At 71.4% G+C, this 23445-nt stretch carries 21 protein-coding genes; 12 read left to right on the forward strand and 9 right to left on the reverse strand.

The genetic code is table 11. The features are described from left to right. Positions 1 to 27: 27 nt before the first annotated feature. Complete coding sequence (locus tag ACIA8L_RS19005) at positions 28 to 1473, reverse strand: CHAD domain-containing protein (RefSeq protein WP_395906053.1); 1446 nt, start codon at positions 1471 to 1473, stop codon at positions 28 to 30. 60 nt (positions 1474 to 1533) lie between these two features. On the opposite strand from ACIA8L_RS19005, the gene ACIA8L_RS19010 reads away from it, so the two are divergent. From ACIA8L_RS19010 to ACIA8L_RS19020, 3 genes are read left to right on the forward strand one after another with little or no spacing between them, the layout of a single operon-like run. After that, positions 1534 to 1716: a hypothetical protein gene (locus ACIA8L_RS19010; RefSeq protein WP_395906055.1), complete on the forward strand. Its 183-nt coding sequence runs from the start codon at positions 1534 to 1536 to the stop codon at positions 1714 to 1716. Between the two features lie 9 nt (positions 1717 to 1725). Continuing rightward, positions 1726 to 3783, forward strand: coding sequence for an alkaline phosphatase family protein (locus ACIA8L_RS19015; RefSeq protein WP_395906057.1), 2058 nt, complete (start codon positions 1726 to 1728; stop codon positions 3781 to 3783). Between the two features lie 8 nt (positions 3784 to 3791). Continuing rightward, a complete protein-coding gene (locus ACIA8L_RS19020) occupies positions 3792 to 4571 on the forward strand; it encodes a class I SAM-dependent methyltransferase (RefSeq protein ID WP_395906059.1) in 780 nt (259 codons plus the stop codon). On the opposite strand, the gene ACIA8L_RS19025 is transcribed toward ACIA8L_RS19020, so the two are convergent. The 3 genes from ACIA8L_RS19025 to ACIA8L_RS19035 all read right to left on the reverse strand — a co-directional run bounded on the left by ACIA8L_RS19025 (position 4561) and on the right by ACIA8L_RS19035 (position 7527). Next, positions 4561 to 5154: a DedA family protein gene (locus tag ACIA8L_RS19025; protein ID WP_395906061.1), complete on the reverse strand. Its 594-nt coding sequence runs from the start codon at positions 5152 to 5154 to the stop codon at positions 4561 to 4563. The two genes, ACIA8L_RS19020 and ACIA8L_RS19025, sit on opposite strands and share 11 nt — an antisense overlap. Next, on the reverse strand, positions 5151 to 5894 hold the full coding sequence (locus ACIA8L_RS19030) for an MBL fold metallo-hydrolase (protein WP_395906063.1): 744 nt from the start codon (positions 5892 to 5894) through the stop codon (positions 5151 to 5153). Before ACIA8L_RS19030 ends, ACIA8L_RS19025 begins: the two co-directional genes overlap by 4 nt. Positions 5895 to 6123: 229 nt before the next feature. Then, entirely contained in the window at positions 6124 to 7527 is a 1404-nt protein-coding gene (locus ACIA8L_RS19035) for an MFS transporter (protein WP_395906065.1), read from the reverse strand. A gap of 84 nt (positions 7528 to 7611) precedes the next feature. On the opposite strand from ACIA8L_RS19035, the gene ACIA8L_RS19040 reads away from it, so the two are divergent. Further along, positions 7612 to 8568: an Lrp/AsnC family transcriptional regulator gene (locus ACIA8L_RS19040; protein WP_395906067.1), complete on the forward strand. Its 957-nt coding sequence runs from the start codon at positions 7612 to 7614 to the stop codon at positions 8566 to 8568. Here the strand turns inward: ACIA8L_RS19040 and ACIA8L_RS19045 are convergent. Then, the gene (locus tag ACIA8L_RS19045; protein WP_395906069.1) at positions 8565 to 10868 is read right to left on the reverse strand and encodes an EAL domain-containing protein; all 2304 of its coding nucleotides are present in this window, start codon (positions 10866 to 10868) and stop codon (positions 8565 to 8567) included. The genes ACIA8L_RS19040 and ACIA8L_RS19045 overlap by 4 nt on opposite strands. Before the next feature lie 60 nt (positions 10869 to 10928). Here ACIA8L_RS19045 and ACIA8L_RS19050 point away from each other — a divergent pair, with 60 nt between their 5' ends. The 4 genes from ACIA8L_RS19050 (at position 10929) to ACIA8L_RS19065 (ending at position 13837) form a co-directional block, all read left to right on the forward strand. Continuing rightward, positions 10929 to 12152: a diguanylate cyclase domain-containing protein gene (locus ACIA8L_RS19050; protein ID WP_395906070.1), complete on the forward strand. Its 1224-nt coding sequence runs from the start codon at positions 10929 to 10931 to the stop codon at positions 12150 to 12152. A gap of 24 nt (positions 12153 to 12176) precedes the next feature. Next, positions 12177 to 12593: a MarR family winged helix-turn-helix transcriptional regulator gene (locus tag ACIA8L_RS19055; RefSeq protein ID WP_395906072.1), complete on the forward strand. Its 417-nt coding sequence runs from the start codon at positions 12177 to 12179 to the stop codon at positions 12591 to 12593. Further along, entirely contained in the window at positions 12590 to 12961 is a 372-nt protein-coding gene (locus ACIA8L_RS19060; RefSeq protein WP_395906074.1) for a hypothetical protein, read from the forward strand. Before ACIA8L_RS19055 ends, ACIA8L_RS19060 begins: the two co-directional genes overlap by 4 nt. Positions 12962 to 13030: 69 nt before the next feature. After that, the gene (locus tag ACIA8L_RS19065; RefSeq protein WP_395906076.1) at positions 13031 to 13837 is read left to right on the forward strand and encodes a class I SAM-dependent methyltransferase; all 807 of its coding nucleotides are present in this window, start codon (positions 13031 to 13033) and stop codon (positions 13835 to 13837) included. A 172-nt stretch (positions 13838 to 14009) separates the two neighbouring features. Here the strand turns inward: ACIA8L_RS19065 and ACIA8L_RS19070 are convergent, their stop codons facing one another. Together ACIA8L_RS19070 and ACIA8L_RS19075 are read right to left on the reverse strand one after the other, a co-directional pair. After that, entirely contained in the window at positions 14010 to 14840 is an 831-nt protein-coding gene (locus ACIA8L_RS19070) for a hypothetical protein (protein WP_395906078.1), read from the reverse strand. Then, positions 14837 to 15133: an ArsR/SmtB family transcription factor gene (locus ACIA8L_RS19075; RefSeq protein WP_395906079.1), complete on the reverse strand. Its 297-nt coding sequence runs from the start codon at positions 15131 to 15133 to the stop codon at positions 14837 to 14839. The genes ACIA8L_RS19070 and ACIA8L_RS19075 overlap by 4 nt, the downstream gene beginning before the upstream one ends. 636 nt (positions 15134 to 15769) lie before the next feature. On the opposite strand from ACIA8L_RS19075, the gene ACIA8L_RS19080 reads away from it, so the two are divergent. Beyond that, entirely contained in the window at positions 15770 to 16345 is a 576-nt protein-coding gene (locus ACIA8L_RS19080) for an RNA-guided endonuclease TnpB family protein (protein ID WP_395906332.1), read from the forward strand. Between the two features lie 12 nt (positions 16346 to 16357). On the opposite strand, the gene ACIA8L_RS19085 is transcribed toward ACIA8L_RS19080, so the two are convergent. Then, complete coding sequence (locus ACIA8L_RS19085; RefSeq protein WP_395906334.1) at positions 16358 to 17107, reverse strand: alpha/beta hydrolase; 750 nt, start codon at positions 17105 to 17107, stop codon at positions 16358 to 16360. A gap of 20 nt (positions 17108 to 17127) precedes the next feature. After that, entirely contained in the window at positions 17128 to 17772 is a 645-nt protein-coding gene (locus ACIA8L_RS19090; protein ID WP_395906081.1) for a CGNR zinc finger domain-containing protein, read from the reverse strand. Positions 17773 to 17831: 59 nt separating this feature from the next. Between ACIA8L_RS19090 and ACIA8L_RS19095 the strand changes: the two genes are divergently transcribed. The 3 genes from ACIA8L_RS19095 (at position 17832) to ACIA8L_RS19105 (ending at position 23445) form a co-directional block, all read left to right on the forward strand. After that, positions 17832 to 19058: an MFS transporter gene (locus ACIA8L_RS19095; protein ID WP_395906083.1), complete on the forward strand. Its 1227-nt coding sequence runs from the start codon at positions 17832 to 17834 to the stop codon at positions 19056 to 19058. A gap of 1235 nt (positions 19059 to 20293) precedes the next feature. Beyond that, positions 20294 to 22339, forward strand: a complete 2046-nt coding sequence (locus ACIA8L_RS19100; RefSeq protein ID WP_395906085.1) for a glycosyltransferase family 2 protein — start codon at positions 20294 to 20296, stop codon at positions 22337 to 22339. Continuing rightward, positions 22336 to 23445 (forward strand): glycoside hydrolase family 26 protein, encoded by a 1110-nt coding sequence (locus ACIA8L_RS19105; RefSeq protein WP_395906087.1) that lies wholly within the window; start codon positions 22336 to 22338, stop codon positions 23443 to 23445. The genes ACIA8L_RS19100 and ACIA8L_RS19105 overlap by 4 nt, the downstream gene beginning before the upstream one ends.

The following is a 23445-nucleotide window of genomic DNA, read 5'->3' on the forward strand; positions in this document are numbered from 1 at the left end:
AACCCCCGCACCCGTGTCACCCGCACCTCACCCGTAGAGGGCCCGGGCCGCCTTGCGGGCCCGGCGGCGGACCCGGGGCAGGTCCTCGAGGGCGCGGCGGCCCTGTTCGTCGATGCGGGCGTGCAGCAGGCCGTAGGTGAACGCGTTCTCGCCGGCGCCGTAGGCCTTGATGCCGTAGGCCTTGAGCAGCTCGCCGGTGACCGTCGCGTCCTGGTGGGTGCCGAGGGTGTCCTGCAGGTCGGTGACCCGGTCGGCGAGGGCGGTGGCCTTCTTGCCGGCGAGCGGGGTGACCAGCTCGGCCGCGTATCGGGCCCGCTTGTAGGCCTTGCGGGACTCGTGCATCTCCACGTCGGAAGTGGCGGCGTCGAGCCGGCTGTCGGCCCGCCGCAGCGCCTTGTGCGCGCGCCGCATCAGCCGTTTGCGCGGGGCGGGGCGGGTGCGGCCGACGAGCGCGTCCACGTCGCTGAGCAGGGCCGTGTAGCGAGGACTGTCCAGGCCCGCGGTGAGCGCCCGGCGGGCCTCGGCGGCCTGGGCCGCCAGCTGGGACGTGATCCGGGCCGCGACCGGGCCGAGGACCAGCTCCGGCGGCTCGGCACGGATGAGGTGGTCGAGCCGCTCGCCCATCACATCGGTGTCACGGACGCCGCCGAGCAGTCCGGTGACCCACTTGACCTCCTCGTGGAGGGTGTCGAGGTCGCCGGTGAGCTCCGCGCTGAACGAGCGCAGGGTCGAGCGCAGCCGCCGGGTGGCGACGCGCATCTTGTGGACGGCCTCGGCGTCGCCCTCGCGGACCTGGGGGTCGTGCTCGATGAGCGCGTCGCGCTGGGCGGCGAGGTACGCCGCCAGGGCGGAGTCAGGCGCCTTTTCGGCCAGGGGGTAGTCGGGCCCGAGGGCCTGCTGCAGCTTCGAGGCGCTCTTCGACGGTTTGGCGCCGGCCTTGCGCAGGGCGGCGTCGAGGCGTTCGAGGGCCTTGGTGTCGCCGTCGACGAGCTCGACCTCGAGCTCGTGCCACTCGCGGGCGGCACCGCCGTTACGCAGCGACTCGGTGCTGACCGTGTCGTCGGCGAGCAGGGCGAGGGTGCGCCCGTCGGCGGCGCGCAGGGCCCGTTCGACGCGGTGGGTGCGGATGCGGGCGACGGGGGCGAGGGCCTCCCCGCGGGTCAGGGCCCGGACCTGGTCGGCGACGGCGCGGGGCGGGGTGCGCTGGGTCTTGTTCGCGGGCACCTGCAGCTCGCTGCGGTCGCCGCCGGCGGGGCGCTTCAGGTGCCAGCCGGCGTCGTTGCCGCCGGTGCGGCGGCGCAGCGTGACCCGGCCGCGGGCCAGGTGCAGCTCGGCGGTGTCGTAGTAGACCGCGTCGAGGCGCTGGTCGTCCGGCTCGCCGACGGCCGCGACGCCGCCGACCCCGGTGAGGTCGGGCATGGCGAAGCCGTCGGGCAGTTCGTACTTTCGTTCAACTTCAAGCTTTGCGGCCATGTGAGCCATTCTCGCAATGAACCTGTCACTACGCCCAGATGAACGTGGGATAAACAAGGTGTGCACCCCGACTTGCTCTCGCTGCTCGACGCGCACCTCGCCGAGATGACGGCGCTCCGCCACGTGCTGTCCGCCCCGCGCCCCGTCCACCCCGGCGAACGGTGGGCGGCGGCCGAGGAGACCGTTCGCTCGGCCGAGCGGTACCGGCTGGCGGTGGAGGCGGTGCTGACCCCCACCACGTAATCTTGCGGCGTGGGGGTCGTCGCTGCGCGGATACGCTTCGCGATCCAGTTGCTGCGGGACTGGCGGCTCACCGTCGCGTGGGGCAAGTCGCTGCTGCGCTCGGGCGTGACCAGCTTCGCCGTCCTCGCCGTGACGTTCTGGGCGCTGCCCGGCGTGCGGGCCAGCGGCGGACCCTGGGCCCTGGTCGAGCTCACGGTCCTGCTCGCCGCCATCGGCACCGTCATGCGGCTGGTGCTGCTGGGCGTCGCGGTGCTCGTCGGCGGGATCGGCGTCCTGGCCGTCGGGGTGATCATCCAGGCCGTCGTCATGTTCACCGCGCTGCGCATCGCCGACGGTGTCAGCGTCGACTCGTTCACCGACGCCTGGATCGCCTCCTGGCTCGCGGCCGCGCTCACCGCGCTCGTCAACTGGCTGGCCGACGCCGGCTCCGAGGACGTGTTCCTCGGCCAGGCACTGCGCCAGATGGCCCGCCGGCACCGCGGCCGCCCGGCCACCGAGCCGGGCGTGCTCATCGTGCAGCTCGACGGGCTCTCCGCGCCGCTGCTGTCCTGGGCGGTCAAGGCCGGCAACCTGCCCAACCTCGGCAAGTGGGTGCGCACCGGCACCCACGCGATGCAGGCCTGGCACACCGGCCTGCCGGCCACCACCCCGGCCAGCCAGGCCGGGATCATGCACGGGGACTTCGCGCAGATCCCGGCGTTCCGCTGGTACGAGAAGGACGAGGCCCGCCTCGTCGTCACCAACCGGCCCCGCGACGCCGCCGACATCGAGGCCCGCATCACCACCGGCCGGGGCCTGCTCGCCGACGGCGGCGTCAGCATCAGCAACGTCTTCTCCGGCGACGCCCCGACCAGCCTGCTCACGTTCAGCAACGCCGCGCTGCCGGGCCGCTCGGCCCGCGGCTACCTCGCGTTCGTGGCCAGCCCCTACGGCTTCGCCCGGGCGCTGGTGCTGTCCGTCGGCGAGATGCTCAAGGAGATCCAGCAGGCGCGGCGGCAGCGGTTCCGCAACGTGTATCCGCGGGTGCCCCGCACCGCCGCCTACGTCGCCCTGCGCGCCGTCACCAACGTGCTGCTGCGGGACCTGAACGTTTCACTGATCGCGGAGCAGATGAGCCGCGGCGCCCCGGTCATCTACTGCGACTTCGTCGACTACGACGAGGTCGCCCACCACGCCGGCCCGCTGCGCCCGGAGGCCCTGCAGACCCTCGAGGGCCTCGACCGGGTCCTCGGCACGCTGCACAAGCTGGCCCGGGTCGCCGGCCGCGACTACCGGATCGTGGTGCTCTCCGACCACGGGCAGAGCCAGGGCGCCACGTTCAGCCAGCGCTACGGCGTGACCCTGGAACAACTCGTCGCCGACCTCTCCGGCAACAACATCGCCTCCGCCACCCCCGGCCCCAACGACGAGGAGTGGGGCCGGGCCAACACCCTGCTGGCCGGGGTGTCGCACCAGACCCGCTCGTGCGGGCCGATAACGCACGGCCCGCGCGGCGAGGTGGTCACGATCGCCTCCGGCAACCTCGCCATGCTGTACCTCACCGGCGTCCCCGGCCGCGCGCTGCTCACCGACGTCGAGGCGCTGCGCCCCGGGCTGATCGAGGGCCTGGCCAAGCACGCCGGCATCGGCCTGGTCGTCGTCGCCACCCCCGACGGGCCGGTCGCGATCGGGGCCGGCGGCAAGCACTTCCTGCGCGACGGCGAGGTCGAGGGCGACGACCCGCTGCTGCCCTACGGCCCGCACGCCGCCGCCGACCTGCGGGCCCACCAGGAGATGGCGCACGTCGGCGACCTCGTCGTCGTCAGCCGGGTCGACGCCGGCACCGACGAGGTCGCCGCGTTCGAGGAACTCGTCGGCTCGCACGGCGGCATCGGCGGCTGGCAGACCGAGGCGATCCTGGTGTATCCGGCTGAGTGGCCGTTGCGCGCCGCGCCGCCGCCGGGAGCGGTCGCAGTACACCTGCAGCTTGTGGCTTGGCTCGAAGCACTCGGCCTCCGGGCGCCCATGCCGGTGCCGCCGGCCCACGACAAAGACCTTCCCTTGTCGGCCAAAGTTCGAGGTGTTTAGATGCACGCATGTCTGAGGCCGCGTTACGCCCCTGGAATTGGGAAGATCCGCAGGAGCTGGCCGCCACGGTCGACTCGTTCACCGAGGACCTGGCCCGCGTCGCGAAGCTGGAGCCGCTGCTCGCGTTCGAGACACTGGACCGCGGCCACTTCGACCAGCTCGGCCTGACCGGCATCGAGTTCGCGGCGTTCAAGACCAACCACCCGCAGGCGCTCGGCACCGACCTCGTCTCCCTCACCGCCGAGGACGGGACGACAAGCCAGAGCCGGCAGGTGTACCGGGTGGACGGCGCGTCCGTCTTCACCGAGCTGGACATCACCGGGCCGCTGCCGATCGCCGACGACACCGCCGGCTGGGTCTACGCCGAGCATCTCATCGAGCACGTGACCCTGCGCGCCGGGATCGCCTGGCTGACCGAGGTCAAGCGGGTCCTGCGCCCCGGCGGCCTCCTGCGCCTCACCACGCCGGATCTGCGGGTGTACTGCGAGAGCTACGTCAACGGCGACGGCTTCTTCGGCAAGCACCGCCGCCGCATGAACCGGGCCCTCACCGGCGTCGCCCCCGCCATGCCGGCCCGCGGCGCGTTCATGTTCAACCAGCTGTTCTACGTATATGGGCACGCGTGGCTCTACGACCGCGAGGAGCTCACCTACGCGCTCACGACGGCCGGATTCGCCGAGGACGGGATCACGGTGCGGGCGTATCGCGAGGGCGCCCTCCCCGACGTGGCCGACCTCGATCAGGTGCTGCGCAACGACGAGACCATCTACATCGAGGCTACGGCGTGACCTCCGCGCTCGCTTTCTTGGTGCGCTTCTTCTCGACCCAGCTCGCGACCTGACCGGCGACCAGCACGATCACGATCGCGCAGACCACGCCCTGCCACGGCTGCGGGAAGACGTTGCGGCTCAGCAGGCCGATCGCCGAGTAGGTGGCCGACCACAGCAGGGCCGCGGCGACGTTGGAGACGATGAAGGTACGCCACGAAAGCCCGACGATCGCGGCCGCCAGCAGCACCGGAATCCGGCCGCCGGGCACCAGCCGGGACACCAGTAACGCCGACACCGGCCGTCGCCGCAGCCGCTCCCGCACCGTCTCGGCCAGCTTCCACTCCGTGCGCAGCAGCCGCAGCCGCCGGGTCAGCGCCTCCCCGCCGGCCCGGCAGATCGCGAACGTGACGGCATCGCCGAGGTAGGCCCCGAGCCCGCCGACCGCGATCACCACCGGCACCGCCAGGGGACTGTAATGCGCGCCGAGGACCGCGGTCGCGCTCACCGCCGCCCCGGTCGGCAGGACCGGCAGGATCGACCCGACGGCCACGACCCCGAACATGATCGCGACCGCGGCCACCAGCCCGCCGAAGGTGATCAAAGTGCGAGACTCTCGCCGGGCGCGAGCACGCGCACGTCCGTCTGCGGGGCCGCGCTCCTGGTGTACTCCGCGAACTCGGCCCCGGGCCGCTCGAACCGGTCCGGTTGTATCCGCTTGCAGCCGATCGGCCAGAGCGTGCCCCAGTGGATCGGTACCGCCTGCCCGGGCTCGACCAGCCGCATGGCCTCGGCCGCCCGCGCGGGGTCGAGGTGCCCGGGCCCGAGGGTCCAGCCCCAGCCCCAGACCGGCACCAGCGCCAGATCCACCGGCCCGAGCTCCTTCATCTCGTCGAACAGCCCCGTGTCGCCACCGAACCAGGCCGACTTGTCGCCGCTGACCACATAGCCGAGCGCGACCGCCCGGACCCGCGACTTCGGCGTCCGCCCCCCGTCGTGCGCGGCCGGCGCCGCCCGGACCGTCACCTCCCCGACCCGCGTCTCCTGCCCGGCTTTGAGCTCGACGAAGTCCCGCTCCCCGAGCCGCCGCCGCAGAAACCCGGCCGCCCCGTGCGGCACGATCAGCCGCGTCGAAGGGGGCATTGTCCGCAGCGACGGCAGGTCACAGTGGTCGGCGTGCAGGTGCGACACGACAACCGCATCCGGCGCCCGGTCGAGCCGCGGCCGCGGCCCCCGCCGCCGGTGCAGGTGCGCGAGCCGGTCCCGCAGCACCGGATCGGTCAGGATCGTGACCCCGCGCTCGCGGATGGCCACGGTCGCATGCCCCCACCAGGTGACGTCCATCCAGCCATTATGGTCCCGGCAACCCGCACGCTCCGCGTTACGCCACGTGGGGGCCCGGTGACCGCCCCGCCCGCGCACATGAACGTTGCTTCTCCGCCGTAGGCCCGCGCCCCGCTACCACCGAATGACGACCACGACGAACCCGCCGGTTGATTCGCGGACCGCAACTGACGAACCGCGGCCAGACTACATAGATGCGGTGCCCCTTCAACCGGGGGTGGGGCCAGCGTTATACGGGCTCGGCCACAGGCTCGGTGGCCGGCTTCTGGGTTTCCCAGGCGGGGCGAGCGGCGCGGACCACCAGGAGCACGAGCACGCCCGTGGCCAGAGCGACGAAGCCGGCGATGGCGACCACGTGGTTCACCGCGTCCGTCGGGGCGTGGTGGGACTCGAGGCGGTTGGCGAAGATGGAGCCGAACACGGCCACCCCGAGGGCGAAACCGAGCTGCCGGAACGTGTTCAGCGCGCCGCCGGCCATGCCGCTGCGCTCGTGGGGGACGGTGGCCAGGGCGGCTGAGGCCATGGTCGGCAGGACCGCGGCCACGCCCAGGCCGACGACGATCAGGCCCGGGATCAGAGCCGTTCCCGTCGACGAAGGGGTCAGCCTCGCCTGCAGGAGCGCGCCCGCGCCGATGAGCAGCATGCCCAGGCCGATCGTCCAGCGCGGGGACACGCGCTGCAGGAAGCGGCCCGCGAACGCGCCGCCGACGAAGGAGGCCGCGCTCATCGGCAGGGCGCCGAGGAGGCCGGCGTCGACGGGGCCCCGGCCCAGGAACTGCTGCAGCCAGACGGTGGTGAACGGCAGGTACGCGAACGCGGACGCCTGGGCCAGGAGGCCCGCGAGCATGAGGACGCTGAACGAGGGTTTCGCGAACAGGTGCAGGTCGAGCATCGGGTGGTCGGTGCGGCGTTCGAGGACGATGAACGCGACCAGGGCCACGGCCGAGACCGCGAACGCGGCCAGGGTGCTCGGGGCGGCCCAGCCGGTGTCGCCGCCGCGGATCAGGGCGAACGTGACGGCGGCGGCGCTGAGGGTGAAGGTGACGGTGCCGGGGAGGTCGAGGCGGGCGTCGCTGCGGCCGCGGGACTCGGTGACGCCGCGGACGGTGAACCAGATGGCCAGGAGGCTCACCGGCAGGTTGACGAGGAAGATCCAGCGCCAGCCGAGGTGTTCGGTGAGCAGGCCGCCGGCGATCGGGCCGGCCGCGGCGGCGGCGCCGTTGACCGCGCCCCAGACACCGAACGCGACACCGCGGTCGCGGCCGGTGTAGGCGACGCTGAGGATGGCGACGGTGGTGGCGAGCATCGCCGCGCCGCCGAGGCCCTGCAGGAACCGGGCCGCGATGAGCAGGCCGGCGTTCGGGGCGGCCGCGCACAGCAGGGAGGCGAGGGCGAACACGACGGTGCCGCCGAGGTACACCTTCCGCCGTCCGTGGCCGTCGGCGAGGGCGCCGGAGGCGAGCAGGACCGCGGCCAGGGCGAGGGCATAGCCGTCGAGGACCCACTGCAGCCCGCCCAGCGACGCGCCGAGGTCGCGGGAGACGGCGGGCAGGGCGACGGTCACGATCGTGACGTCGACGAGCAACATGAACGTGCCGATGGACACGGCAGTCAGGGCAGACCATTTACGCATGCCGTGTAGATTCCCGGCTGCGCCCGCTTCCTCATATGAAAGTGGCCGCACCTAGCGGATCTCGACATGCGCTACCGTGTAGTGGTGGAATTCGACATGCTGGACCGCCAGGTCATCGACGCGCTCCGGCTGGACGGGCGGGTGTCGTTCAGTACCCTCGCCGAAGTTCTCGGCGTTTCCGACCAGACGGTGGCCCGGCGTTATCGGCGGCTGCACGACGCGGGTGTGCGGGTCGCCGCCCTCCCCGACGGGGTCCGGCTCGGCTACGACATGTGGATGATCCGGCTGCAGACCGCGCCGGACAGCGCGGGCGCGATCGCCGACGCCCTGGCCCGCCGGCCCGACACCACCTGGGTCACGCTCGGCTCGGGCGGCACGGAGATCACGTGCATGGTGCAGAACCCGGGCACGGCCGACCGCGAGGCCCTGCTGCTGCAGAAGCTTCCGCGCACCCCGCGGCTCGTGTCGGTCCGCGCGCACTGCCTCATGCACCACTTCGCCGGCGGCCCGGTCGGCGGCGAGGCCCGCGCCAGCACCCTCACCGTCGAGCAGTCCGAGCGGCTGCGCTACCGGCCGTCCCGGCTCGACACGCCGCCCGAGCTGGCCGCCGAGGACGGCCCGCTGCTGGCCGCGCTCAACCGCGACGGCCGGCTGGGCTACCCGCAGCTGGCCGCGGCCACCGGCTGGTCGGAGTCGACGGTCCGGCGGCGCCTGGATCACCTGCGGGCGACCAGCGCGGTCTTCTTCGACGTCGAGCTCGACCCGGCCACGATGGGCTTCAAGGCGCGGTTCGTGCTGTGGCTGACGGTGACGCCGGCGCACCTGGCCGCGGTCGGGGCGGAGCTGACCCGGCACCCGGAGGTGGTGTTCGCGGCCGCGACGACCGGCGAGACGAACCTCGTGGCCATCGTCATCTGCGACAACATGGCCGACCTGTACGGCTACGTGACCCATCGGATCGGGCCGCTGCCGGGCGTTGAGCGGCTCGAGTCGGTGCCCGCGCTGCGGCACGTGAAGCAGGTCGCCGCCGTCGGCGGTTAGTGCCGCACGGCGAGCCCGGCGAAGGCCGGGGCCGGGGACGTGGCGTGCGCCGCCAGGGCGTCCGGGGCGAGGGGCCGGGAGAACAAAAAGCCCTGCCCGAAGGTGTACCCCAAGTGGCGCAGCATCCGCGCCTGCGGCTCGGTCTCGATGCCTTCCGCGACCGTGCTCAGATCCAGCGCCTGAGCCATCCGGATCACGGCCGTGGCCACCGCCTCCTGCCGGGCCACGGTGGTGATCGCGTCGACGAACGAGCGGTCCAGCTTCAGCGTCGTCACCGGGCAGGTCAGCAACAGGCCCAGCGACGACGCGGCCGTGCCGAAGTCGTCCAGCGCGATGCGGATGCGGCGCTCGCGCAGCTCCTGCAGCGTGGCGATCGCGGCCGCGTCGACCACCGCGGTCTCCGTCACCTCGATCGTGAGGTGGACCGGGGCCAGGTCGGCGTCGGCGAGGGCGCTGAGCACGTCGGTGACGAAGTCGGCGTCGGTGAGCTGGCGGCCGGCGACGTTGACGGAGACGTAGGACGGCGCGGCGGCGCCGAGCTCGCGCTGCCACCGGGCCTGCTGGGCGCAGGCCTCCCGCATGACGAACCGGCCGAGCGGCACGACCAGCCCGGTCTGCTCCGCGGCCGGGATGAAGTCGCCCGGCGGGATGGTCCCGAGCTCCGGGTGGCGCCAGCGCACGAGCGCCTCGGTGCCGACGGTGCGCCCGTCGTCGAGGCGGACGATCGGCTGGTACTCCAGGTAGAGCTGCCCGGCATCGATCGCGTCCCGCAGCCGCGCGCCGAGCTCGGCGTGGGCGACCATGCGGGTCGTCATGCCCGGGACGTAGACGAAGTGGCCGCCCTTGCCGCGGTCCTTGGCCGCGTACATGGCGAGGTCGGCGTTGCGCAGCAGGGTGTCGACGTCGTCGCCGGGGTCGGAGGTGGCCACCCCGACCGAGGCCCGCACCAGCAGTTCGTGCCCGGCCGCCCGCACCGAGCCGGCGAGGGTGTCCCGGATGCGCTCGGCGACCCGGACCCCGGCCTCGGCGGTCACGTCGTGCAGTATCGCCGCGAACTCGTCGCCGCCGAGGCGGGCGATCACGTCGTCGTGGCGGACGGCGGCCCGCAGCCGGTCGGCGACGGTGGTCAGGACCTCGTCGCCGACGGCGTGCCCGAGCGTGTCATTGATGAACTTGAAGTCGTCCAGGTCGATGAGCAGCACGGCGGTCGGGGCCGGCCGGTCCAGGGCGGAGCCGAGCAGCTCGGTGAAGTGGGCCCGGTTGACCAGGCCGGTCAACGCATCGTGGGTGGCCTGGTGGCGCATCCGCCGCTCGTGGGTGCGGACCTCGGCGAGCAGGCGCTGGTTGTCGCGGAGGGCGACCAGCTGGCGGACGCCGACGACGGCGCTGACCGCGATCGCGCCGGAGGCCACGGCGGCGATGTCGCGGTGGTCGGTGTACGCGACGAACGCCAGCAGCACCAGCGTGCCCCCGACGGCGAAGTACGGCAGCTTGCTGTACGCGCGCGGCGGCCGGACCGGGCTCCGCAGCTCGGCCGGGCGCCACTGGGCCCGGGCCGCGCACGCCACGATCAGGGCCGAGATCAGGTTCAGCACCGGCTGGACCCCGGCCCACTGGGGGCGCTCGGCGATCAGCGGCGACACCGCGGAGCTGAACCCGCCGACGACGAGGGTGGTGGCGAGCAGGGCCATCGAGCGGCGGCTGACGGTACCGCTGCCGAGCATCACGACCTTCAACACGGCGGCCAGGGTGATGAGCAGGGCCGTGCCGACGATCGACAGCCCGATGACGACCCGCAGGTCGCCGTTGTGCTCGGCCACCGGGCGCAGCGCGAGGTGCCACAGGAACAGGGCCGTGGTGATCAGGACGGTCAGGCCGTCCAGGGCCAGGCGGGCCCACTCGGCCCGGGTGCGGGCGTGCACGGGCAGGCGCAGCAGGGCGTACAGCGTGACGAAGATGCCGGCGACGAGCAGCGGCGAGGCGATCTGCAGCAGCCGCGGCGCCCACGCGGCGTCCGGGTTCATCCGGGCCGGGGTCATGATCGCGGTACCGACGGTGACCCACGCGCTGCCGATCCCGAGCCGGCGCCAGAAGCGGCGGGCACTGCCGGCGATCCCGGGCGCGTCACCGGTCAGCCAGCCGGCGAGCGCCGAGAACGCCAGGCCGAGCGGGCACAGCACGCATACGATCCACATCGGGGCCGCGACGCCCCCGGCGTAGAGACCCGTCCACGCCACGGCGGCGAGCAGGCAGGCGACGACCGCCAGGAGTGCCCGCCGCGTTGCCGTGTCCGCTGCCACGTTCTTCCATCGGCAGGTGAGTTTGCTCAGTTGAGCACACGGGCGGGCCGATAAGACGCCGTGAGCTTCAACGGCCGCCTGTTCACATGGGTGTCCCTGGTGGCCGTGGGTGTCGTCGACAGCGTGTTGCTGGCCACCTGGGGCAACCCGCACGGCTCACCCGGGTGGATCGTCCCGGTCGCGGCGCTGCTGCTCAACGGCGTGGTACTCGGGCGGCAGGCGTTCGCACTGAAAGTACACACGCGGACTTTGCAGCGTTTGGACGGCACACTCGCAGCGCTGCGCAAATCGATGGTCCGCGATCAGATCCTGGCCGACATCGGCACCGGCCTGCTGACCGCGCCCGACACCACGGCCGTCCACGAGCTCGCCGTCGAGGGCGCGGCGGCGCTGCTGGCCGACACGCCCGACGCGCTCGCCGTGGTGCTCGTCCCCGACGTCGACGAGCTGGTCGTCACGGCCGCCGCCGGAACGGATCTCGACGGTACCGACACGGGCCTGGTCGGCCGCCGCCTGTCCCCGCCACCGGCGCTGCGCACGCTCATGCAGTCCGGCGAGGTGCTCGGCGTCGGCTCGATCGCGGAGCTGGGCGTGCCCGGGGTGGCGTCCGGGCGCACCGCCCTGATCCTGCCGCTGGTCGTGAACGGCCGCTTCTTCGGCGTGCTGGCCACCACGTCGGAGCGCACCTTGCACGCCGACCTGCGCCGGGCCCTGGAAACCCTGCGCACCCAGGTCGCGCTGGCCCTGGACGGGGCGGCGCTGACGGCCGAGCTGACCGTGCGCGCGCTGCACGACCCGCTCACCGGCCTGGGCAACCGGGCCCTCATCGGCGAGCGGCTGACCCAGGCCCTGGCCCGCGCCCGCCGCACCAACCGCCGCGTCGGTGTCCTGCTGATCGACCTCAACGGCTTCAAGCCGATCAACGACACGCTCGGTCACGAGGCCGGCGACGAGCTCCTGCGCGCGGTCGCGGGCCGGCTCACCCACTGCGTGCGCCTCGAGGACACCGTCGGCCGGCTCGGCGGCGACGAGTTCGTGGTGGTGCTCGAGGACCTGCCGGACCTGGCCGCGGCCGCGACGGTGGCCGAGCGGGTGGTCGAGGCGATCGGCACCCCGATCGTCGTCGGCGGCCACCGGCTCCCGGCCAGCGCCAGCGTCGGCGTCGCCATGTCGAACGAGGCCTCGCTCCCCGACGAGCTGTTGCGGCAGGCCGACAGCGCGATGTACGCCGCGAAGAGGGCTCGTCGCACGGGGGCGTTCGAGATTTACACTACCGTTCTTTAGTACGATCTCGTATATTACGAATCCGTGGTACCTCTGTTGCTCGACCTGCAGCGCGCGACCCACGTGACCCTCCACCACCTGACGACCGTCCTGGCCGACCTGCGGCTCTCCCCGTCGGAGCTCAACGCCCTGGCCAACCTGGCGGTCTTCCCGGACGGCGCCGGCACGGTGTCGGAGCTCGGCGCCGCCGCCGGGGTCCGCCCCACCACCCTCACCGGCATCGTCGACCGCCTGGAGCAGCGCGACCTGCTCACCCGCGAGCCACACGCCCGCGACCGCCGCACCGTCGTCCTGCGTCTGACTCCCGCGGGCACCACGGCGGCCACCAGGGTCCTGGACGCGATGACGTCACTGGAGCGGCGGGCCCTGAGCTCGCTGCCGTCCTCGGCTGCGGCTGATTTCGCGGTGGTACTGCAAGCGCTGTCGGACGGTGCCGCATGACGTTCGACGCGCTGTTCGCCGTGGTGACCACCGCCTCCGGCGGCCGTTTCGCCCATCGGGACCACGTGTACCTGACGTGGTTGGCGATCGGCGAGGTCGGTGCCTCAGCGGCCGTCGACCTGGTAAGCGCCGGAATTCAAGAGACGGCGCGGTACGCGGGCCAGCCGAGGAAGTACCACGCGACGATGAGCCGGGCCTGGGTCGAACTCATCGCCGCCCGCATGCCCGCCGAGCCCGAGCCGTTCGACGCCTTCGTCGCGCGTCACCCCGAGGTCCTGGACAAGCGCTTGCTGAACACGCTGTACCGCCCCGGAACTCTGGCCACGGAAGCAGCACGCACAGGCTGGGTCCCGCCGGACAGGCAATGAGCCCGGACGGCCGGCATCGGCCGGGTCGTCACGAAGCCGACGGTGCCGGGACCTCAATAGACTCCGGCCGTGACCTCCTCGAGTGCCTTCTGGATCGCCGCGGTGCGAGCCCGCGAGACCGGACGCGGTGACGCGCTGTTCACCGATCCCTTCGCGCAGCATCTGGCCGGTGCTCACGGCCACGCCATCATGGCCGCGTCGGAACGCGCAGGCGGCGGGGAGAACGCGTTCATTCCGGTGCGGGTCCGGTGGTTCGACGACCTCACGATGACGAGCGCGGCCGCGGGTATCCGCCAGATCGTCCTGCTCGGCGCCGGCCTGGACACCCGGCCGCACCGGCTCGACCTGCCGGCCGACGTCGACTGGTACGAGGTGGACCGCCGCGAGATCTTCCAGCACAAGGAGCCGCTCCTCGCCGGGCATGCCCCGCGATGCCGACGCCACACCGCTATCGCCGACTTGGGCGGCGACTGGGCCCCGCCGCTGCGGCAAGCCGGCCTGGACCCGACGGCCCGCACCCTCTGGCTCGCCGAGGGCCTGTTCTTCTACCTGACCGAACCGATGATCGTTGCCATGCTGCACACCGCCGCGGCACTATGCGGACCCGCCAGCATCGTCGCGGCCGACATCACCGGCACGACGGGCCTCGACTCCCCGGCCATGCAGGGCTACCGGGACTGGTGCGACCGCAACGGCGTCCCGCCACCGTTCGGCACCGACGAGCCGGCGGCACTGCTCCACGCCGGCGGCTGGCGAGCCGACCACATCTCCACGCCTGGAGCACCGGACGCGAACTACGGCCGGCTACCCGCCCAACCCGGCGGCCCCCAACCCGGACGCACCCATCTCGTGACCGCCGTCGTCGCACGACGCTGAGGCGAGTGCCGGCCGGCTCGCCGGCCTGTGCCAAGTTCACGGCAACACACGTCGAGGACCGCAGCCGTCCGTACATGACCTCCCAGCCCGCGCTCGCCCAGCCCCGCGGCCGGCCGGGCGGTCACGGCCTCGGGACGTGCTCTGGTGCCGTCCTCGTTGCGGTGCTGCCGGTTCAAGGCAGTGCCGCGCCGGGAAATCCCCGTCCGGTATGGACTTCGTAGGTGAAGATGCCGGCGCGGACGCCGGGGTCGTCGTCCATGATGGCCCGCACGGTGTCGGTGTCGGCGGCGAAGATGCCGATGCCGCTGAGGGCGGTCTCGTCGATGACGGGGACGACGACGGCGAGCAGGCCGGCGTCAACGAGGGCCATGTTGCGGCGGCCGTGCTCCCAGATGATCGGGTCGACGTCCGGGCGGACGCATCTGTCGGTGGCGTGCAGCAGAATGGGCGTGTAGGCGGCGGTCTTCTGCAGCCGGCCGCGCATGGCGTCGTCGGTCGGGAAGACGAGCGGCCGGCCCGCCGCCGCGTTGGCGGCGTCGATGCGGCCCGCGAAGCCGTCCAGCGACCAGCCGCCGGCCACGGCGTCGCGCATGCCCTGCCAGCCCTCGCCGTGCCGGTCGAGGTGGCGGTGGGTGAGCACGACCCGGGTCCGGTCCGGGGCGAGGGCGGTGAAGACGATCTCGATCTCGCTGGCCTTGGCCGGATCGGTCTCGAGCTGCCAGTGCGGGGTGATGTCCCAGCTGAAGCAGACCCGGAAAGGCGGCTCGTAGGCCAGCACCCGGGCCCATCGGCATTCGCTGCCGTCGGTGCCGCGGTCGATGATGTGCCCGCCGACGTACGGCTGGAACTCCATCTTGGCGAGGGGGGCCGGCAGGATGTGTTTGTCCTTGTCCCACCAGGTGCCGATCTCGGCGGTGAACACGTGAAAGGCACGTCCGATCGGTACGTCGACGTCGGTGGCGACGCGCACGGTGGTGTCGTCGATGCGGCTGTCCATGGTCATTGGCTGCTCTCCGGGCGTCCGGCGGCATCCCGGAAGGCGGTCAGGGACCGGCGCCAGAATGCATCGAAGTAGGCACGTATCTCGGCTACCGCGTCGGGGTCCACGCGGTAGACCCGCCTGGTTCCCTCGGCCCGGTCGAGGACCAGGCCGACGCCCTTGAGGAGCTGTAGGTGCTGCGACACCGCCGAGCGGGAGATCGGCAGATCCCGGGAAATCTCGGTAACCGAGGCCGGCCCGAGCGTCAGCCGTTCCAGGATCGTGCGCCGCATGGGCTCCGCCAGGGTCTCCAGCATCACGGATACGTTAGTCATCACTAACGATAGTAGTGACTAACGGAATAGGGGCGCAAGAGGCGTGACTCGCCCCGGCCCGCAGGCGGAGCGCATCATGACCAACCTCGACGCCGTCCATGTGACCGCCGCACACGAGGCCCTGAAGCGTGCGCCCGCCTGAGCCGGAGAGCCGGCACACGTGCGGGGCGGCCGGTCGGGTTCCCGCGGTTCACGTCTCGCCGTCGCACCACACCCAGCGTGCGGTTCACGACCGGGGCGATCCGGGCCGAGCCCGACGGGATGCACGTGGTGCTGCCCCGGCTGGTCCGGCTGAGGCTGACGAGTCCGCCCGCAAGCTCGCTCGCCGTCTCGACAACAGCAGCGCGCGGATCGTATCCGCCACTGTGCGCCGCGACGGCGGACGCCGGCACGTGTCGTTCACCGTCGAGGTCGAGCGGACCGAACGCACACCCGCCCGACCGGGCAGCGTGGTCGGTGTCGACGTCGGGATCAAGCACCTTGCGGTGCTGTCGACCGGCGACTGATCGACAACCCGCGTCACCTGATAGCAGCGCAGCAGCGGATACGCTCGATCGGCGGGGCGCTGTCGCGTAAGACGGGCCCGGACCGACGTACCAGCCGCCGCGCCTCGAAACGCTGGGAACGGGCCGCTTCCGGCTCGGCCGCGCGCACGCCCGGGTGGGCCATCTGCGCCGCGAGGAGCTGCACAAACTCACCACCCGCGTGGCTGCCGAGCACGGCACGATCGTGGTCGAAGACCTCAACATCACCGGCATGCTCGCCAACCGCGAGCTGGCCCGGCACATCGCCGACGCCGGGTTCGCCGAGATCCGCCGCCAGTTGGCGTACAAGACCGGATGGAACGGCGGGTGGCTGCTGGTTGCCGACCGCTGGTATCCGTCCTCCAAGGCCTGCTCGGGCTGCGGCACGGTGAGAACCGAGCTGGCCCTGCACGAGCGTGAATACGAATGCGAGGCGTGCGGTCTGGGCATCGATCGAGACCGCAACGCCGCGCTCAACCTGGCCGCACTCGCGGCCGAGTTCGACACCGCCGGGAGTGGCCCGGTGACTGGACGTGGAGCCGACCAGAAGACCCGCGTACGCGGGCAGGTAGCCGTAAAGCGTCAACCCGGCACGACGCCAGTCGGTCAGACCGGAGCCGTCCCGCCGCCAGGCAGGACTATCGATCGTGCGCTCACTCAAGCGGGCTGAGAGGCAACGGAATCATGGCAATGGCAGCCAGGCGAGTACGTCGCGGATCTTCGCGTCCCAGAACTGCCAGTCGTGGTCGCCGGGGGAGAAGTCGGTCTTCAGCGGGACGCCGTGCTCCGCGCAGGCGTCGCGGAATCGCAGGTTGGAGGAGTACAGGTGGTCTTCGGTGCCGCACGTGGAGTACAACCGCGGAGGATTTTGCACGGTCTTGAGCAGGTGCAGCAGGTCGTTGTCGGTGCCCTCGATGATGGGCGGGTCGCCGAAGATGCGGTCCCACATCTTCGGGTCGTCGGGTGCGAGCATTTCGCGGGCGCGGGTGGCGATGTCCAGGACGCCTGACAGGCTTGCGGCGGCACCGAACCGGTCGGGGTGGCGCAGTGCGAGCTTGAACGCGCCGTATCCACCCATGGAGAGTCCGGCCACGAACGTCTTGGCGGGATCGTCGGAGAGGCGGAACAGGGCGCGGGCCGTGCGTGGCAGCTCCTCGGCGATGAACGTCCAATATGGACGGCCCCAGACCTCGTCGGTGTAGAAGCTGCGCTGGACCTGGGGCATGACGATGGCGAGCCGCATCTCTGCGGCGTAGCTCTCCAGTGCTGTGAACCGGGTCCACGCCGTGTCGTCGTCGCTGAGTCCGTGCAGCAGGTAGAGCGTCGGGAGCTCGGCCGGCCGGTCGGAGGATGCCGGTTTGGGCAGGAGAACGGTCGCCGACGTGGCGAACCCGAGGGCGTCGGAGAAGAAGTCACATCGAATGCGGGCCATCGGCATGCTCCCATCGTAACTCATTTTGGTGGTAGCTGTCTGCCCCGGCGTTTGACCGTGAGGCGGCGAGCTTTCACGCGGGCGCCGCAGTCCGCCATCGCGCACCAGCGGCGCGAGTGGTTGCGGCTGCGGTCGAGGAACAGCCAGCCGCAGCCACCCTCGTCGAGCGGGCATCGGCGCAGGTCCTCGACGTTTTCGGCGGTCATCAGGTCGACGGCGATCGCGGCCAGGCGGTCCTGGACGGCGAATGCGGCGACATCGCCGACCCGCAGCCGGCCGATCGTCGCGGCGTCGGCCGGCAGTGTCATGCCGCCCCTGGCCACCGCCGCCGCGTAGCGTGTGCCGAGCTGCTCGAGGGCTGGCTGAACAGGCAGAACAGGTGCTGTTTCGTCGTCCAGCCGATGCAGCAGTACCGCAAAAAGGGCCTCTCGAATCGCCAGGACGGCGGCCAGCGCCGCGTCACCCTGCCAGGCGAGGCGGATCTCGGGAGCCTCCCGCGCCTGCACGACGCCGGCGTGCTGGGCCCATCCCAGCAGCTCATCGGGGGTGCTGAGATGCTCCTTCTCCGGCTCGGCCCCCGGCACCCGCGGCTCCACCGTGTTCACCAGGTCGAGCCCGGTGTGCCCGCCGACGAGGCGGAGCGCGGGGTTGTCCGTCGCATCCATGTGTGAGAGGCTACCACCGTCACCGCAGATACTGGAATCATCGGGATGGGAGAGCTCGCATGCTCGAACACCGACGCGCGAACCTGGCCCTGCTCGCTCTGTCGATTTCGACGTTCACGTTCGTCACCACCGAGGTGCTGCCCGTCGGGTTGCTGACCCTCATGGCCGACGACCTGCACCGATCGAGATCGCAGGTCGGACTGCTGATGACCGGATACGCCGCGGTGGTCGTGCTCATGTCGATCCCGCTCGCCCGCGTGACCCAGCACGTCCCGCGCAGACTCCTGCTCGGCGCGACACTCGGCGTGTTCTCCGCGGGGACCCTGGTGTCCGCGCTGGCCCCCGGCTACGGGGTGCTGCTCGGTGCCCGACTTGTCGTCGGGCTCAGCCAGGCGCTGTTCTGGTCCATCGTCGCCTCGACCGCGACCAGCATGTTCCCACCGTCGCGGCGCGGCCGGACCGTGGCCCGCATGTCACTCGGCGCCGCACTGGCCCCGGTGCTCGGCGTACCGCTGGGGACCTGGCTCGGCCAGCAGGCGGGCTGGCGCGTCGCGTTCCTCGTCATGGCCGCGGTCGGCGTCGCGACCTGCGTCATGGTGGTCGTGTTCCTGCCCAAGGTGGCGCCGGAGGCCGAGTCCGCATCCCGCGGGGTGACGCCGTCCATGCGGCGCTACGTCGTGCTGATGCTCGTCACGGCGATCGGGGTGACGGGCGCGATGACGTCACAGACCTACGTCACGCCATACCTGCTCGACGTCACCGGCTTCGCGGCCGCCACCCTCGGCCCCTTGCTGCTGCTGACGGGCTCGGCCGGTTTCCTGGGCGCGGCAGTGGTGGGACGGTTCCTCGATCGGTACCCGTGGTATGCGCTCCTCATCCCCTGGGTCCTCATCGCCTTGTCGTTGCTGCTGCTCTACTCGCTCGGCACGCTGAAGGTCGTCGCGGTCGCGGCTCTGGCCCTGGTCGCGTTCGGTTACAGCGCCATGGCCGCGGCCGTGCAGAACCGCATCCTCCTGGTCGCCCCGGGCAGCACGGACGTCGGCTCGGCGGGCGGCAGCTCCGCGTTCAACGTGGGCATCGCCACGGGCTCGTTCCTCGGCGGCGCCATCATCGACTCCAGCGGTGTCCGGATGGTCGCCCTGGCCGGCGCCGTCATCGCCGCCGTCGCCGTGCTCGTGCTCCTGGCCGAGCCCCGCATCGCCCGGGAGCGCGGCAAAGCGGGCCGATCGGCAGCTCCGGCCGCGGAGGGCGAATCCGCGGCGGTGTTGCGGGAGGCGGTGGTGTGAGCGACGCGTGAGAGGACGGAGAGGGCGGTCCAGCGCTCCGCCGGAGACGGTGTCATGACCGTGGTCGGCAGTGGTGGATGGTGGTGTTGTGCGCGGGAGTACACGCGCCTTGGCTCGGGTTCCGCGACGGTCCGGGCGACTGTGGACTTCGCGTGCGGCGTTGACTCGGTGGCGTCGCGTGGGCGTCGTGCGACCCCGTCGTGGGTGCGGTCCAGGCGTTGTAGCTGAGCGGTGGCTGTGCGTGGGAGTGTGGGCTTCGACCGGCGTCGGACTGGCTGGGCTGAGCTGCGTCCGGGCTCGTGAGGGGAGTTGGGCCTTTGGGAGCTGTGTTTTGGCTCGGCATTGTCGGTGTCGAGCGCCGCTGCCGAAGTGACAGCACCACGAGCGACTTCAAGGGCCGCGGGCGGCTTGGCCGGGTCCTCGGCCCGCAGTTCCATGAGCACCTCGCCGGCGTGGGCCGGGTCGCCCGGTTTACGGTGCAGGATGATCCCGCCCTGGCGCCAGGTGACCCCGCTCCGGCCTGGCGCGTTCTGGCCTGGGGTCGGTCGAGCCGTTTCCGTCCGCGTCAGTTGAGCCGCTCGGGCCTGCTTCGAGCCGTTCCGGTCCGGCGTTGGGCGAGCCGCTCCTGCCCGCTTCGGTCCGGCGTCGGTGGAGCGGCTTCGGGCCGGTGTTCGGCTGGGCCCGCTCGGGCTCGGTGCCAGTGAAGTTTGACCTGCCGTCCAGTTGAGCTGGGCCTGCGGTGCGGGCTGGAGGTGTAGCGCGGCGGGAGGGGAGGGTGTCGCTTGGTGGTGGGCGTACTGGGGCGTGACTCGCTGCGAAGCTGGCGTGGCGGATCGCAGCGGGGCCGGGACAGCGGCCGGCTGGTGGGGATGGGGTGCGGTGGGGAAGGGAAGGGGGCGGGGGGAGGGAGAGTATTCAAGGTTGGAGGCTTGTCGGGCGGTGCTGATACGTCACGCGACGGTTGCTGGTTGTCGGGTTTTCGACACTTCTCGGGGTATTTCGGGCGGCACTGGATTGGTTCAAGAAAGAGATCCGGAAAGGGGCTGTCGGATCTGTTACATCCTGGGGGTGATCCGGCGCGGTGGGAGCGGGTAAAAGCGGCGCTGAGCTGCGGAAATGTGGGTTTGGCGGTGATTGGTTAACGGGCCGTTCGGGTGGTCCTCGTGATCGCATTCTGTGCCTACCATCGGCATTGCGTGGGCGGCTTGGGTCGTCCTGGGTCGTAAAGGTTTCTGTTGACAAGATCGGAGGCCGGGTCGTTGCTGGACACCGCCGCGCCCCGATCGGTTGCCGCCGGGGGCGAGAACGCCGCCCCGACCCGCAAAGCGTCCCGCAAAGCGCGGCGGGCTGAGCGGCGGCGGGGCAAGGCTGAAGCCAAGCAGGCGCAGACGCACCGGGCCTACGAGGACTGTCACGAGCTCGCCGGGCCGCTGACCACGCCGAAGAGCGCCCAGCACCCCGTCGTGTGGAAGCACGTGGGGGGTGCGTGGCGGCGGGTCATGCTCTCGCTGCTCATCGGGGCCAACCTGCTGACCGGTGTCGTGTTCGCCGGGTGGCTGCTGCTGCCCGAGCACATCCCGACCGGCGACCCCACGGACTGGCACATCATCGTGGCGCGGGTCGCGTTCTGCTTCGTCGTGCTCGTCGAGGCCGTGCGGATGCTGCAGAACCTGGCGGTCTGGGTGTTCGCCTGGAAGGCGCGCGACCCGGTGCCGATGGTGCCCGAGAAGGGGCTGCGCATCGCGATGCTCACCACGATCGTGCCGGCGAAAGAGCCCATCGACGTGGTCGAGCGGTCGCTGAAGGCGATGCAGCGGGTGCGCTACGACGGCCAGGTCGACATCTGGATCCTCGACGAGGGCGACGACCCCCGCGTCAAGGCCATGGCCAAGCGGCTCGGCGTCAACCATTTCTCGCGCAAGGGGCGGCCCGAGTTCAACCAGGAGCACGGCGCGTTCCGGGCCAAGACGAAGTCCGGCAACCACAACGCCTGGCGGGCCACGCACGAGCACGTCTATGACGTCGTCGCGCAGATGGACCCCGACCACGTGCCCCTGCCCAGCTTCCTCGAGCGGACCCTGGGCTACTTCCGCGACCCCGACGTCGCGTTCGTCGTGGCGCCCCAGGTGTACGGCAACATGTACGCCAACTGGGTCGTGCACGGCGCCTCGGTCCAGCAGTACCTGTTCTCCGGGCTCATCGAGCGCGGCGGCAACGGGCTCGACGCGCCGCTGCTCATCGGGACCAACCACCTGTACCGGCCGCTGGCGTGGGCGCTGATCGACGGCTACCAGGACTCGATCATCGAGGACCACCTCACCAGCATGGTCGTGATGGGCGCGAAGAACCCGCTCACGGACCGCAAGTGGAAAGGCGTCTACACGCCCGACGTGGTCGCGATCGGCGAGGGGCCGACCAGCTGGACCGACTACTTCAACCAGCAGAAGCGGTGGGCCTACGGCGTGTGGGAGATCCTCCTGCGCAAGGCGAAACCGCACCTCAGGAAACTCAACGCCCCGCAAAAAATATGCTACGCGCTGGTCCAGTCCTACTACCCGAGTGTCGCGCTCTCCGCGGTGTCCGGGATCGTGGCCACCGGGGTCTACCTCACGCTCGGCATCAACGCGGCCACCATCGAGTGGCGGTGGTGGCTCGGGCTGTGGGGCGCCAGCATGGGCAGCTGGGCGATCCTCTGGTTGTGGCTGCGGCGCTACAACCTCGCCCGCCACGAGCGCAAAGAGATCGGCGTGCACGGCATGTTCCTCGCGCTGTTCGCCGTGCCCGTCTACGCCGCGGCCGGGCTCGCCGCCCTCGCCCGGCGGCCGCTCGCCTACGCGGTGACGGCGAAGGGGCGGCTGCGCAGTGTCGACGGGCCCCGGACGTTCCGGACCCACGCGGTGTGGGCCCTCGTCGGCGTCGCGCTCCTCGTGACGAGCACGCTCATGGGGTACAACTCCATCGCCCTTCGCTTCTGGGCCTCGCTCAGTGTCGTGGTCGGCGTCGTCCCGCCGCTGCTGGGCTATGCGTCGTATCTGCGCCATCGCGGCGACGAGGAGCCCGCGGAGGACCCGGTGACCGCCGGCATCCTCGTCACCATCCGGGCCACCGCGGCCAGCGGCGTGGCGATCGACGACCTGCCGACGGTGCACGGCTTCCCGGCGGTGCCCCACGCGGGCTTCCCGATCATGCGACAAAACCATGAGAACCTGCGACAGAACCCCGAAACCATGCGACAGCAAGGAAACCACGAAAAGCAACAACCACAGGGGAGTCCGGCGTGATCACCCTGCCGCGGCTCATGCTGGTCGCGCTCATGGTCATCGGCGGCTACGTGTTCGTGGTGGCGCCGCGGGTCGAGGCCTACACCAGCTCGACGACGACGTGGCAGGAGCAGGTCGACGAGCCCGTGCCCGTCTTCACCCAGAAACACGAGCAGCCGCCGGAGATCTTTCCGCAGGACAACAAGGCGTTCTTCGGCATCTTCACCGAGAAGGGCCCGGGCGACCTCACCGACTACAACGGCTTCGTCAAGGCCGCCGGCAAGCCGCCGCAGGTGATGATGTTCGCGTCCGGCTGGGGCGCGGAGCAGCACTTCAACCGCCAGCCGTTCGACCGGATCGTGAACCGCGGCATGCTGCCGATGCTGGGCTGGGAGCCGTGGAACTACCGGGCCGAGTCCAAGACCGACAAGGACCGGGGCACGCAGCCGCAGTACCAACTGAGCAAAATCAGCGCCGGAAACTTCGACGGCTACATCACCGAGTGGGCCAAGGGCATCAAAGCGCTCGGCTATCCGGTGGCGGTCCGCTTCGCGCACGAGATGAACGGCTACTGGTATCCGTGGTGCGAGTCCGCCAACGGCAACCAGCGCGGCGACTACGTCAAGGCCTGGCGGCACGTGCACGACCTGTTCGAGCAGCTCGGCGCCGCGAACGTCATCTGGGTCTGGAGCCCCAACGTCGTCTACGAGAACGCGACGCCGCTGTCGCAGCTGTACCCGGGCGACGACTACGTCGACTGGGTCGGGCTGTCCGGCTACTACGGCACCGCGGGCATGGAGACATACCAGACGTTCGACCAGATCTACCGGCCCACGCTGAGCGAGCTCAAGACGCTCAGCAAGCGCCCGATCGTGGTCACCGAGACCGCCGCCACCGATGCGCAGGGCCGCAAGGCCGAGTGGATCGCCGACCTGCTGCGGACGCTGCCGCGGCACCCGGAGATCATCGGTTTCCTGTGGTACGAGTCGGTTAAGGAGACGGACTGGCGCATCGCCGCCTCGCCCGCCGCGTCGGCCGCTTTCGCCAAGGGCGTCGACCAGCCATACTTCGGGGCCAAGTGGGACCCCGACATGACGACGCGCCGGCTGGTCCCCAGTCGTGATTGA

The sequence above is a fragment of the Dactylosporangium sp. NPDC051541 genome (genome assembly GCF_044454505.1).
Taxonomy (GTDB): domain Bacteria; phylum Actinomycetota; class Actinomycetes; order Mycobacteriales; family Micromonosporaceae; genus Dactylosporangium.